The organism is Micromonospora sp. ATCC 39149 (assembly GCF_000158815.1).
In the GTDB taxonomy this organism is placed as follows: domain Bacteria; phylum Actinomycetota; class Actinomycetes; order Mycobacteriales; family Micromonosporaceae; genus Micromonospora.
Genome location: NZ_GG657738.1, coordinates 3,032,939 through 3,045,879 on the forward strand (window position 1 = coordinate 3,032,939; position 12,941 = coordinate 3,045,879).

Here is a 12,941-nt window from a genome sequence, read left to right on the forward strand (position 1 = left end):
GGGCACCTGGACCACGATGTTGACCGTGCCGACCCGGTGGGCGGGCGCGGCGCGCCCGGCGGGGTACAGGCGCGGGCGCGGGCGGGGTCGGGCGCGGCGGCCTGGACGGGGGTGCCCAGCCCGACGGTCGCCCAGACCCGCACCCCGGCGTCGGTCCGGGTGATCACCTCGGCGACGTCGACGCCGGTCAGCAGGCCGACGCCGGGCCCGTCCAGGCCGAGCTGGCCGGCCAGTTCGGCCAGGTGGTCGGCCGGGTCGTCCCGGTGGTACGACATGGGCACGGTCGCGTTGACCACCCAGTGCCGTACGCCGATCCCGCCGCCGAGCGGCGCGGAACTGACCGCCAGCAGCGGCCGGTCGGCACGCCAGACGAGCAGCGGGACGTCCCGTCCGTCCTCGTGACGGCTGGTCAGGGTCGGCTCGGTCAACACGCCGCCGACCCTACGTCCCAGGCGCGTAAAAGGGGACCGAGGCCGCCGGGCCTGCAGATAATAGTGGTTGATCAGGTCGGGCACGTTACGCCCAACGATCAAGATTCCAGGGGTGCGCCTCTGATTACCGCTCACGTGCGCCTAGACTGGCCTCGCGCGAGGGATCAGCGGACGGCGACCCGGCCGAAAAAACGGCACGCGCAGGCGGAGGTGCGCGATGGACGAGGTACTGGCCCGCAGCGGGATCTTCCAGGGAGTCGACCCGGAGGCTGCCGAGGCGCTCGCCAAGGAGATGGAGACGATCGAGGTCCGCAAGGGCGAGGTCGTGTTCAACGAGGGTGAGCCCGGTGACAGTCTCTACATCCTCCTGTCCGGCAAGATCAAGGTCGGTCGCCGGGCGGCGGACGGCCGGCAGAACCTGATCGCCGTGATGGGCCCGTCGGACATGGTCGGCGAGCTGTCGCTGTTCGACCCCGGGCCCCGGACGGCGACGGCCACCGCGGTGACCGACACCCGCCTGGTGCGGTTGCGCAAGCAGGCCCTGCGACCGTGGCTGAACAATCGGCCCGAGATCGCCGAGCAGTTGCTGCGAGTGCTGGCCCGCCGGCTACGCCGGACGAACGACTCGTTGGCCGACCTGATCTTCACCGACGTGCCGGGACGGGTCGCCAAGAACCTGCTCCAGATGGCCGGCCGGTTCGGCACCCGCGACGGGGGCGTGCTGCGGGTGACCCACGACCTGACCCAGGAGGAGATCGCCCAGCTCGTCGGCGCCTCCCGGGAAACCGTCAACAAGGCGCTCGCCGACTTCGCCTCGCGGGGCTGGCTGCGGTTGGACGGCAAGAGCATCATCATCCTGGACCCGGAGCGCCTGGCCCGCCGCGCCCGCGTCTGACAGCTCCCGCACCCACCCCGACGGGCGTTCTGCCGAGCGGAGAATCTCTGGATCTCGCGGCGCACCCTGGCCACCGTAAGGGGATGCTGGAACGGGTCGCTGTTCTCTCTGACGTCCACGGTGTGCTGCCCCCGTTGGAGGCGGTGCTGGCCGAGCCGGACGTGGCCGCCGCCGACCTGATCGTGCTCACCGGCGACATCGCCGCCGGCCCCCAGCCCGTCGAGGTGCTGGACCTGCTCGCCGGGCTCGGCGACCGCGCCCTGTGGGTGGGCGGCAACGCCGACCGGGAGTTGGTCGAGGCGCGGGCCGGGAGGCCGTCCGCGATCGAGGTGTCGAACTGGGCGGCGGGGCAGCTCCGCGACGACCAGGTCGCCCGGCTGGCCGCGCTCCCGCCGACGGTGACCCTGCCGGTCGCCGGCCTGGGCGAGGTGCTGTTCTGCCATGCCACGCCCCGCGACGACGAGGAGGTCGTCCTCGTCGACTCCCGGCTGGCCCGCTGGGCGGAGGTCCTCGCCGACGTGCCGGTCGAGGTCCGGACCGTGGTTTGCGGGCACACTCACATGCCGTTCGCCCGGCTGGTCGACCGACGCCTGGTGGTCAACGCGGGCAGCGTCGGCATGCCGTACGGCGGGCCGGGGGCGGACTGGGCGCTGCTCGGGCCGGGGGTGCAGCTACGGCGCACCGCGTTCGACGTCGACGCGGCGTGCGCGCGGGTGGCGGCGGAATCCGGCTTCCCCGACGCCGCCGGCTGGGCCGACGAGTACCTGCGCTCCCGGCACAGCGACGCCGAGGCGCTGGCCGTCTTCGGCCCGCGCGACGGCCGCTGAGGGGCCCGACCCGGCCCGACCCGGCCCGGTCGAACGCGCGTCGCGCGTCGCGCGTCGTCGAGCAGCGCCCGGGCTGTACGCGTCGGCACGTCACCGTCGGGCTCCAGCCGCAGGCCGGGACGCCTCGGCCTCCGGAAGGGCGGGAACGCCGGCTGGGCCCTTTGGAGCTGCCCCGTTCACGCGCCCAGTCCGATTGCCCCGTTTGTGAGGGCAGCTCCAAAGGGCCAGGCACGACCAGGCCCAGGGCACGACCGAAAAGTCGGGCGCCACCATGACCAGGCACGTTCCGAAGGCAGGCACGACCCGAAGGAAGGCACGACCCGAAGGCAGGCACGATCCGAAGGCGGGACACCCCCTGGGCAGGCGGATCCGAGCGAGCCTGGCCCGCCAGCGCGCGCAGCAGGACGGGCGGACCGCAAAAAGTCAAGCTTGACTGTTTGTTTCGGCGACGGCACGCTGTCCCCGTGACCGCCGCGTCGACCCGCGTCCCCCAGCAGGAGCGCAGCCGCGCCACCCGGGCCCGGCTGCTGGAGGCGACCGTCGAGTGCCTGATCGAGCACGGCTGGTCCGGCACCACCACCACCGTGGTGGCTACCCGGGCCGGGGTTTCCCGGGGTGCCCAGCTGCACCACTACCCCACCAGGACCGCCCTGGTCACCGCCGCCGTCGCGCACCTCGCCGAGCGCCGGGCCGGGGAACTGCGCACCGAGGCCGAGGCGCTGCCCGCAGGGCCGCAGCGGCTCGACCGGGTGATCGACCTGCTCGGCGCGGCGTTCACCGGGCCGCTCTTCGTCGCCGCCCTCGAACTCTGGGTCGCCGCCCGCACCGACGCCGAGCTGCGTGCCGCCCTGGTGCCCCTGGAGCGGCAGCTGGGTCGGGAGATGCACCGGCTGACCGTGGCGCTGCTCGGCGTCGACGAGCGCCGGCCCGGGGTCCGGGAGGCCGTGCAGGCGACCCTCGATCTGCTGCGCGGGCTCGGGGTGGCCAACCTGCTCAGCGACGACTCGTCCCGCCGCGCCGCCCTGCTCACCACCTGGAAACGCCAGCTCGCCACCCTGCTCACCCCCTGACCGGCCCGCCCCGCCCGGCCCCTGGAGGCACGATGGTCGACCTCACGGACCTGCGTACGGATCAGACCGACGGGTCCGGGCAGTTGCCGCGAGCCGCTGGGCGCCCGGCCCGGAGTGGTCGCGTGAGCGCGCCGCTACGGGTCGGGAACGCGTCCGGCTTCTACGGCGACCGGTCGACGGCCTGGCGGGAGATGCTCGACGGCGGCGAGCTGGACGTGTTGACCGGCGACTACCTGGCCGAGCTGACCATGCTGATCCTCGGCCGGGACCGGCTGCGCGACCCCGGGCTCGGCTACGCGAGGACGTTCCTTCGCCAGCTCGAGGGGTGCCTCGGCACGGCGCTGGAGCGGGGGGTGCGGATCGTGACCAACGCCGGCGGGTCGAACCCGGCCGGGCTGGCCGCCGCGATCGGGTCGCTCGCCGACCGGCTCGGCCTCACCGCCGCCATCGGGTACGTCGAGGGCGACGCCCTGGCCCGCCCCGACGCGCTGACCGCGAACGCGTACCTGGGGGCATTCGGGATCGCCGCGTGCCTCGACGCCGGAGCCGACGTCGTGGTGACCGGCCGGGTCACCGACGCGTCCCTGGCGGTCGGGCCGGCCATCGCCCGGTTCGGCTGGCAACGCGACGACCTCGACGCGTTGGCCGGGGCGACCGTGGCTGGGCATCTGATCGAGTGCGGTGCGCAGGTCACCGGCGGCAACTTCAGCTTCTTCACCGAGCTGCCCGACGGCGGCCACCGCCCCGGCTTCCCGATCGCCGAGATCCACCCGGACGGTTCCTCGGTCGTCACCAAGCACCCGGGCACCGGCGGCGCGGTCACGGTGGAGACGGTCACGGCCCAACTCCTGTACGAGGTGGGCGGCCCCGACTACCTGGGCCCGGACGTGGTGTCCCGGCTGGACACGATCGAGCTGACCGCCGACGGGCCGGACCGGGTGCGGGTCAGCGGGGTCCGGGGCACCCCGCCGCCCGGCACCCTCAAGGTCGGGGTGAACCGCCTCGGCGGGTTCCGCAACTCGATGACGTTCGCCCTGTGCGGGCTGGACATCCCGGCCAAGGCAGCCCTGGTCCGGGGCCAGATCGAGGCGGCCGTCGGCACGCCCGGGCTGGAGTTCGTCCTGGCCCGCACCGACCACCCGGACGCGGGCGACACGGAGGCGGCGAGCGCGCTGCTGCACGTACACCTGCGCGACGGCGACAAGGCGCGGGCCGGGCGGGCGTTCTCGGCCGCCGCGGTGGAGCTGGCGCTGGCCTCCTACCCGGGCTGCACGCTCACCACCCTGCCCGGCGACGCCACCCCGTACGGCGTGTTCACCGCCGACGCCGTGCCGCAGGACGCCGTCGAGCACGTGGCCGTGCTGCCGTCGGGCGAGCGGGTGCCGATCGCGCCCCCGCCGGTGACGTGTTTGCAGGGGTCCCCTGTGCAACAGAACGCGTTGACAGGGGGCCCCTCCTTGCACCCGCACCCGCACCGCACCCGGCGGGGGGCGCTGGGCGAGCTGGTGGGGGCGCGGTCGGGCGACAAGGGCGGCGACGCGAACCTCGGTGTCTGGGCCCGTACCGACGCCATCTGGGTGTGGCTGCGCGGTTGGCTCACCGTCGAGCGGCTGGCCGAGCTGCTGCCGGAGACCGCACCACTGACCGTCGAGCGGTACGAGCTGCCGAACCTGCGCGCGGTGAACTTCGTGATCCGGGGGCTGCTCGGGCAGGGGGTGGCCGCGTCCACCCGGTTCGACCCGCAGGCGAAGGCGCTTGGCGAGCTGTTGCGATCCCGCGTGGTCGACCTGCCCACAGCGCTCCCGCCAGACCTTGCGCCAGATCTCGCGGCGACCGGGAGGGCCACGGCGTGACCATCGTCGACACCCCCGAGCGGCGACAGTTGCGTGAGCTGACCCGGGCGTTCGTCACCAGCGAGGTGCTGCCGCACCTGGCCGACTGGGAACGGGCCGGCGAGGTGCCCCGGGAGCTGCACGCCACCGCCGCGAAGGTCGGCCTGCTCGGCGTCGGTTTCCCCGAGCGGGTCGGTGGCAGCGGCGGTGACCTGCTCGACTCGATCGTGGTGACCGAGGAGATCATCCGCTCGGGCGGCTCGTCGGGGCTGGTCGCGGCGCTGTTCACGCACGGCATCGCGGTGCCGCACATCGTCGCGTCCGGCGACGAGGACCTGATCGACCGGTACGCCCGGCCCGCCCTGGCCGGCACGGCGATCGGCGCGCTGGCGATCACCGAACGCTCCAGCTCGGTGCGTCCGCCGCCGCGCCACGATCTCGAGCGGTCGCCGGAGAGCCGGTGGTGACCGAGGTGGCGATGGCGAAGAACGTGGCGGTGGCGGCCTGCGCGGACGTGGTCGACGCCGCGCTGCAACTGCACGGCGGCTACGGCTACCTGCGCGACGCCGAGGTGGAGCGGCACTACCGGGACGCCCGGATCCTCGGCATCGGCGGCGGCACCACCGAGATCATGAACGAGATCATCGCGAAGGGGATGGGACTGTGACGACGCTGGGCAGCGCGCTCGACCCGTCCGCGCCGGCTTTCCGGGCCAACCGGGAGGCCCTGCTGGAGCGCCTCGCCGAGCTGGAAGCGGCCCTCGACTCCGCCCGCGCGGGCGGCGGCGGGAGGTACGTGGCCCGCCACCACGGGCGCGGCAAGCTGCTTCCCCGGGAGCGGATCGAGCTGCTGCTCGACCCGGACAGCCCGTTCCTGGAGCTGTCGCCGGTCGCCGCGTACGGGACGGACTTCCCGGTCGGGGCCAGCGTGGTGACCGGGATCGGCGTGGTCGAGGGCGTGGAGTGCCTGGTCGTGGCCAACGACCCGACGGTACGCGGCGGCGCGGTCAACCCGTGGTCCCTGGCAAAGACCCGGCGGGCCGGGGAGATCGCCCTCGCCAACCGGCTGCCGATGATCAACCTCGTGGAGAGCGCCGGTGCGGACCTGCCCACCCAGGCGGAGATCTTCATCCCGGGCGGGCGGGTGTTCCGCGACCTGACCCGGCTCTCGGCCGAGGGGATCCCCACGGTCAGCGTGGTGTTCGGCAACGCCACGGCCGGCGGCGCGTACGTGCCCGGCATGTCCGACCACGTGATCATGATCCGGGACCGGTCGCAGGTCTACCTGGCCGGGCCGCCGCTGGTGCGGATGGCGACGGGCGAGGTCACCGACGACGAGTCCCTCGGCGGCGCGGCCATGCACGCGACCCGTTCCGGGCTGGCCGACTTCCTCGCTGAGGATGAGCGGGACGGCATCCGGCTGGCCCGGCAGTGTGTCCGCCGGCTGAATCGGCGCAAGCTTGGCCCGTCGCCGCGCACCGCGTTCCCCGAGCCGCCGAAGTACGACCCGGAGGAGTTGCTCGGCGTCGTCAGCGCCGACCTGAAGGTGCCGTTCGACCCGCGTGAGGTCCTCGCCCGGGTGCTCGACGGTAGCCAGTTCGACGAGTTCAAGCCCGAGTACGGGACGGCGCTGGTCACCGGGTGGGGTGAGTTGCACGGGTACCCGGTCGGGGTCCTCGCCAACGCCCGGGGCGTGCTGTTCAGCGAGGAGGCGCAGAAGGCGACCCAGTTCATCCAGCTCGCCAACGCCGCCGACACCCCGCTGGTCTTCCTCCAGAACACCACCGGCTACATGGTCGGCACCTCCTACGAGCAGCGCGGCATCATCAAGCACGGCGCACTCATGATCAACGCGGTGTCGAACTCGAAGGTCCCCCACCTGACGGTCAACCTGGGGGCCTCGTACGGGGCCGGCAACTACGGCATGTGCGGGCGGGCGTACGAGCCCAGGTTCCTGTTCACCTGGCCGAACGCCAAGTCGGCGGTGATGGGGCCGACGCAGCTCGCCGGGGTGCTGTCGATCGTTGCCCGGCAGGCCGCCGCCGCCCGGGGGCAGGAGTACGACGAGGACTCCGACGCCGCGATGCGGGCGATGGTCGAGCAGCAGATCGAGTCCCAGTCGGGGGCCCTGTTCCTCTCCGGCCGGCTCTACGACGACGGGGTGATCGACCCCCGGGACACCCGTACCGTCCTCGGGCTCTGCCTGTCGGCGATCCACAGCGGACCGGTACGGGGTGCCGACGGCTTCGGCGTCTTTCGCATGTGAGCGCGAGGAACGCAGCGAAGCGGAGTCCCGCAGTCGCGAACGAAAGGCAGGCTCAGTGATCCAGAAGCTGCTGGTCGCCAACCGAGGCGAGATCGCCCGCCGGGTCCTCGCCACCTGCCGGGCGCTCGGCGTCGCCACGGTCGCCGTGCACTCCGACGCCGACGCCGACGCGCCCTTCGTCGCCGAGGCCGACCTGGCGGTACGCCTGCCGGGGAACACGCCCGCCGAGACGTACCTGCGGGCCGATCTCATCCTGGCGGCGGCCCGCCGGACCGGCGCGGACGCCGTGCACCCCGGCTACGGCTTCCTCGCCGAGAACGCCGACTTCGCGGCGGCGGTGACCGACGCGGGACTGACCTGGGTGGGGCCGCCCGCCAAGGCGATCGCCGCGATGGGCGACAAGATGGCGGCGAAGGCGCTGCTCGCCGACGCGGGCGTGCCGATGCTGCCGACCTGGACCGACACCGCCGAGATCACCGCCTTCCCGGTGCTGGTGAAGGCGTCCACCGGGGGCGGCGGGCGCGGCATGCGGATCGTCTCCGACCCCGCCGGGCTGGCCGAGGCCGTCGCGTCGGCGCGGCGCGAGGCGGCGGCGGCGTTCGGCGACGGCACGGTCTTCGTCGAGCGGTACGTCGAGCGGGGCCGGCACGTCGAGGTGCAGGTCTTCGGCGACAGCCACGGCACGGTGCTGGCGCTGGGCGAGCGGGACTGCTCGATCCAGCGCCGGCACCAGAAAATCGTCGAGGAGGCCCCGGCGGTCCTGCCCGACGGGGTGCGGCAGCGGCTGCACGCCGCGGCGGTCGCCGCCGCCCGCGCGGTCGGCTACGTGGGCGCGGGCACGGTGGAGTTCCTGCTCGCCCCGGACGGTGAGTTCTTCTTCCTGGAGATGAACACCCGCCTCCAGGTGGAGCACCCGGTCACCGAGGCGGTCACCGGCCTGGACCTGGTCCGGCTGCAACTGCTGGTCGCCGAGGGCGAGGCGCTGCCGCTGGCGGCGACCCCGCCGCCCGACGGCCACGCGATCGAGGTACGCCTGTGCGCCGAGGACCCGGCTCGTGGCCACCGGCCGGCGACGGGCGTCCTGCACCGGTTCGCGGTGCCCGGGGTGATTGGCGAGTTCGGGCCGGCGAGGGGGCTGCGCCTCGACTCGGGGGTGGTGGACGGCTCGGCGGTCGGCGTGCACTACGACTCGATGCTGGCGAAGCTGGTCGCCTGGGCCCCGACCCGCGCGGAGGCCACCCGGCTGCTGGCCGGTGCCCTGGCCCGCGCCGAGTTGCACGGGGTGACCACCAACCGGGACCTGCTGGTCCGGGTGCTGCGCAGTGACGAGTTCGGGGCGGCCGAGGTGGACACCGGCTTCCTGGACCGGCACCCCGACGTGTTCGCCCCGCTGCTGCCGGCCGACGAGGTGCCGCTGGCCGCCCTCGCCGCCGCGCTCGCCTCGGCGGCGGCCCGCCGGGCGGCGGCCCCGGTGCTCGCCGGGCTCCCCTCGGGCTGGCGCAACGTGCCGGCGTTCCCGCAGATCGCCCGGTACGCCGGGCCGGGCGGCGACGAGGTCGAGGTCCGCTACCGGCTGGACCGCACGGGCGCACTCGCCGAGTGCTCGGTGTCTGCCGGCGAGCGCTCGTTCTCGCCCAGCGTGGCCCTGGTCGCCGCCGCCCCGGACCGGGTGGTCCTCGACTTCGACGGCGTGCGGCGCGCGTACTCCGTACACCAAGTGGGGTTGGAGGTCTTCGTGGACGGCCCGGACGGGGCGGCGAGCCTGGCCGAGCTGCCTCGCTTCCCGCTGCCGACGGCGGAGCTGGCGGCCGGGTCGCTGCTCGCGCCGCTGCCCGGCGCGGTGGCCCGGGTGCACGTCGAGGTCGGTCAGCGGGTCGCCGCCGGTGACCTGCTGCTGACCCTGGAGGCGATGAAGCTCGAACATCCCGTGCTCGCCCCCGCCGACGGCGTGGTCGCCGAGCTGCCGGTGCCGGCCGGCGGCCAGGTCGACACCGGTGCCGTGCTGGCCGTCGTCACCGCCCTTGAGGAGGCACCGTCATGAACTTCGACCTCACCGACGAGCAGGGCCAGCTCCGCGATGCCGTCCGGGCGCTGGGGCGAAAATATGGTCACGGCTACTTCGTCGAGAAGGCGAAGTCCGGCGGGCACACCACCGAGCTGTGGGACGAGGCCGCCCGGCTCGGCTACCTCGGCGTCAACATCCCCACCGAGTACGGCGGCGGGGGCGGCGGCATCACCGAGCTGGCCATCGTCTGCGAGGAGTTGGCCGCCGCCGGCTGCCCGCTGCTGCTGCTCGTGGTCTCCCCCGCCATCGTCGCCACGATCGTCACCAGGCACGGCACCGAGGAGCAGCGCGCGCGCTTCCTGCCCGCCATGGCGGACGGCACGCTGAAGGTGGTGTTCGCGATCACCGAGCCGGAGGCCGGGTCCAACTTCCACCGGCTCGGCACGGTGGCCCGCCGCGACGGCGACGACTGGCTGCTGACCGGCCGCAAGTGCTACATCTCGGGCGTCGACGAGGCACAGTACGTGCTGGTGGTGGCCCGCACCGAGGACGCGGCGACCGGCAAGCTGAAGCCGGCCCTGTTCCTCGTGCCGACCGACGCCCCCGGGCTGACCCGCTCCAAGCTGGACATGGAGATCTTCTCCCCGGAGAACCAGTTCATGCTCTACCTCGACGACGTGCGGCTGCCCGCCGACGCCCTCGTCGGCGGGTCGCTCGACGCCGGCCTGCCCGCCCTGTTCTCCGGGCTCAACCCGGAACGGATCACCGTCGCCGCGATGGGCGCCGGCACCGGCCGGTACGCCATCGAGCGGGCCAGCGGGTACACGGCCACCCGCAAGGTGTGGGGCGGGCGGAGCATCGGCTCGCACCAGGGGGTGTCGCACCCGCTCGCCCACGCGGCCGTGCAGGTGGAGCTGGCCCGCCTCATGATCTACAAGGCGGCGACCCTGTACGACGCCCGCCGGGACCTGGAGGCCGGCGTCGCCGGCAACATGGCCAAATACGCCTCCGGCGAGGCCGCCGCGCTCGCGGTGGACACGGCGGTGCAGGCGCTGGGCGGCGCGGGCATGACCACGGAGTACGGCGTGGCGACGCTGCTGGGGGCCGTGCGGGCTTACCGGATCGCCCCGGTGACCAGGGAGATGATCCTCAACTTCGTGGCGCAACACGTCCTGGGGCAGGACAAGTCGTACTGAATCTTCGTACAACCTGCGGGGTTGATCGTGCAGAACCCACCGCCGGTCCCGGCCCGCCGCCCACAGCCGGCCAACTCCGCCGTACGCCCCAAGAAGCGCCCAGGCACCTCGGCGGCGGGCAACGGGGCGACCCAGAGTGCCGCCAGGCGCTGACGATGTCGCAGCCAGCCCGATCGCCCACGCCCGCCACCCGCGCGACGGGTCCGCAAGTTTGTTCAGAGCGCGTGTTCGCTGCGACAGCAAACTCCGGCGCAGAGCAAACCCTCAGGGCGAGAAGGGGTGGAGCGAGTGCTCTCACGCGAGACTGGAACGCCGGGCGCTCCGCCGGGGCGCGCCCAGGTGGGGTGCCGAGGTGATTACGAGCAGCGGTGGGTCAGCCGGTGGCGCGGCAGGCGGCGTCGACGCGGTGCACCGGGCGGACCCGCCGCCCCAGCCCCTCCAGCAGCGAGTCCTCCACGTGGAAGTCGCGCACCCGCAGCCGGTGCCGGGGCAGTTCCTCCTCGCTCGGGCAGAGCACCTGCGCCTTCACCTGGTCGGTCGGCACGTACCGGACGCCGCCCTGCTCCTGGAGCAGCACCATGTTCACGTCGTCGACGACCACCACGTGACCGCGTACGTCCTCCGTGGCGTTCGGCGCGGTCTGCACGGTGGTGACCGTCAGCGGCAGCACCGGCGTGCTGATCACCGGCAGCGCCGCCCAGACCAGCATTGCCAGCACGGCGGCCTCGGTGACCGAGGCCAGCGGCCGGATCACCGCCCCCGGCAGCGGACCCGCGATGGCGAGCGCGAGCACCGGCGGGACGCCGAGCAGCGCCATGACCAGCAACTCGCCCTGTCGCCAGGCGTCCAGCAGGGTCGGTGCGAGCAGGAACAGGTACCCGCCGAGCAGCGCCGCGACGATCAGCACCCGCGCCACGGCCAGTTCGTGCAGCTGCTCCGGGCGGAGCTGGAACGCGGCGGCGAACGCGGGCAGCAGCATCGGCAGGTAGAGAATCTGCCAGGTGACCAGGGCGAGCAGGAAGCTGGCCAGCACGAACCAGGTCGGAGTGAGATCCGCCCAGCGGGCGAAGAGGGGGCGGCGGTATCCCGGCAGCCGGTCCACGCTGACCCCGAGCACCGCGCCGAGGGCGAAGAAAAAAGACCAGCCCGGTGGCGAGCAGCCGGGCCGCCGTGGTGAGGAACCCGGCGAGCAGGTTCACCGGCCCGACGTTGGCTACCAGCAGCAGGGTGGTCTGGAGTTCGCCCCCGGCCTCCACGCCGAGCCGGAGCACCGAGAAGACGGCGGGCACGGCCACCACGACCGCCCAGAAGGACTGGCTGGCCCGGGCCTGGCGCGCGTCCGGATCGCGCCCACCGGCGGGCCGGGGCGGCGGGCCGGCGTCCACGTCGCTGCCATCGGTGGCCGCCGACACGGTCATGTGCGGGGCGCCTTGTCGTCGAAGTCCACCAGCTCGGGGACGTTCAGCGTCGGCGGCTGGACCTTCGGCACCCTCAGCCAGGGCCCGAGGGTCCGGTGGTACGCGGTGAGCCAGGGGCTGGTCTGCCCCCGGCGCCCCTGCTGGTAGCTCTTGTCGAGGAAGAACGCGACCAGGTCGCGCAGCGCGGGGTCGCTGATCGGCACGCCGACGCCGATCTGCTCGCTGGTGCCGAAGGGCATGTCGACGATCACGAAGTCCTTCGGGTGCTTGGAGAGAAAGCCCGCGAGGATCGTCTCGTCGGAACTGACCGCGTCGTAGCGTCCCGCGAGAATGCCGTCGACGCAGTCGCCGACCTCCTTGACCACGAACACCCTGATCTGGTGCTTGCCCAGCTCGGCCTCGGTGGTCGAGCCGCCGCTGGTACAGACCTTGTAGCGAGGATCGCGCAGGTCCTCGATGGTGCGGATGCGGTCCTTCAGCCGGGTCGGAACCATCGCCTCCTGGGTCGTCACCAGGTACGGCCCGGCGAAGCTCACCAGTTTCGCGCGTTCCTCGGTCATCGAGAAGGTGGCGACCACCATGTCGGCGTCCCCGCCCTGCAGGGCGGGGACGCGGTCCTCCGTGGACACCGGCACCCACTCGATCCGCCTGTCACCCTCGTAGCCGAGCTGGGCGGCGATGTACCGGGCGATCTCGATGTCGAAACCGCTGTACGTGCCGCCGTGCAGCTCGCCCACCAGCGGGCCGGTGGTGGACACGCCGATCTTCAGCGTCGGCTGGCCGTAGATGTGCGTCTCGCGGAGCTTGTCGTTGACGGAGGGGATGCGCGGCTCCTGCCGGCTGTCACAGCCGGCGGCTGCCGCGAGGGTCAGGGTCAACGCGGCCGCCAGGGTGGTGGCGACGGAGCGAACCCGGGACCGGGTGAGGAACTGGTTCATCGGCGACCTCGCTGACCCGTTCACCTGCGGGACCACGAGAGTAACCGAGCGGGTCCATTTGCGT

The 12,941-nt window shown here is 73.4% G+C and carries 10 protein-coding genes and 2 pseudogenes; 9 read left to right on the top strand and 3 right to left on the bottom strand.

What is annotated here, in order from left to right; genetic code table 11:
• A pseudogene (locus MCAG_RS12800) lies at positions 1-431 on the bottom strand (adenosylcobinamide amidohydrolase); the annotation flags it as partial.
• A gap of 217 nt (positions 432-648) precedes the next feature.
• On the opposite strand from MCAG_RS12800, the gene MCAG_RS12805 reads away from it, so the two are divergent.
• The 9 genes and pseudogenes from MCAG_RS12805 to MCAG_RS12840 all read left to right on the top strand — a co-directional run bounded on the left by MCAG_RS12805 (position 649) and on the right by MCAG_RS12840 (position 10,521).
• Positions 649-1,326 (top strand): Crp/Fnr family transcriptional regulator, encoded by a 678-nt coding sequence (locus tag MCAG_RS12805; protein ID WP_007073398.1) that lies wholly within the window; start codon positions 649-651, stop codon positions 1,324-1,326.
• 83 nt (positions 1,327-1,409) lie between these two features.
• Positions 1,410-2,153: a metallophosphoesterase gene (locus MCAG_RS12810; RefSeq protein ID WP_007073399.1), complete on the top strand. Its 744-nt coding sequence runs from the start codon at positions 1,410-1,412 to the stop codon at positions 2,151-2,153.
• 464 nt (positions 2,154-2,617) lie between these two features.
• Entirely contained in the window at positions 2,618-3,223 is a 606-nt protein-coding gene (locus MCAG_RS12815; protein ID WP_007073400.1) for a TetR/AcrR family transcriptional regulator, read from the top strand.
• A gap of 122 nt (positions 3,224-3,345) precedes the next feature.
• Complete coding sequence (locus MCAG_RS12820; protein ID WP_007073401.1) at positions 3,346-5,076, top strand: acyclic terpene utilization AtuA family protein; 1,731 nt, start codon at positions 3,346-3,348, stop codon at positions 5,074-5,076.
• Positions 5,077-5,141: 65 nt separating this feature from the next.
• Positions 5,142-5,522 carry an acyl-CoA dehydrogenase family protein gene (locus MCAG_RS34685; protein WP_232290382.1) on the top strand — a complete coding sequence of 127 codons (381 nt, stop codon included), beginning with the start codon at positions 5,142-5,144 and terminating at the stop codon, positions 5,520-5,522.
• Positions 5,441-5,722, top strand: a pseudogene (locus MCAG_RS34690) (acyl-CoA dehydrogenase family protein); the annotation flags it as partial. The gene MCAG_RS34685 and the pseudogene MCAG_RS34690, both read left to right, overlap by 82 nt.
• Complete coding sequence (locus MCAG_RS12830) at positions 5,719-7,320, top strand: acyl-CoA carboxylase subunit beta (protein ID WP_007073403.1); 1,602 nt, start codon at positions 5,719-5,721, stop codon at positions 7,318-7,320. The pseudogene MCAG_RS34690 and the gene MCAG_RS12830, both read left to right, overlap by 4 nt.
• Before the next feature lie 55 nt (positions 7,321-7,375).
• Entirely contained in the window at positions 7,376-9,361 is a 1,986-nt protein-coding gene (locus tag MCAG_RS12835; RefSeq protein ID WP_036373285.1) for a biotin carboxylase N-terminal domain-containing protein, read from the top strand.
• Positions 9,358-10,521, top strand: coding sequence for an acyl-CoA dehydrogenase family protein (locus MCAG_RS12840; RefSeq protein ID WP_007073405.1), 1,164 nt, complete (start codon positions 9,358-9,360; stop codon positions 10,519-10,521). The genes MCAG_RS12835 and MCAG_RS12840 overlap by 4 nt, the downstream gene beginning before the upstream one ends.
• 373 nt (positions 10,522-10,894) lie before the next feature.
• On the opposite strand, the gene MCAG_RS12845 is transcribed toward MCAG_RS12840, so the two are convergent.
• Together MCAG_RS12845 and MCAG_RS12850 are read right to left on the bottom strand one after the other, a co-directional pair.
• On the bottom strand, positions 10,895-11,638 hold the full coding sequence (locus MCAG_RS12845) for a hypothetical protein (protein ID WP_007073406.1): 744 nt from the start codon (positions 11,636-11,638) through the stop codon (positions 10,895-10,897).
• A gap of 297 nt (positions 11,639-11,935) precedes the next feature.
• On the bottom strand, positions 11,936-12,941 hold a 1,006-nt coding region (locus tag MCAG_RS12850), incomplete at its 5' end, for a transporter substrate-binding domain-containing protein (RefSeq protein WP_232290145.1).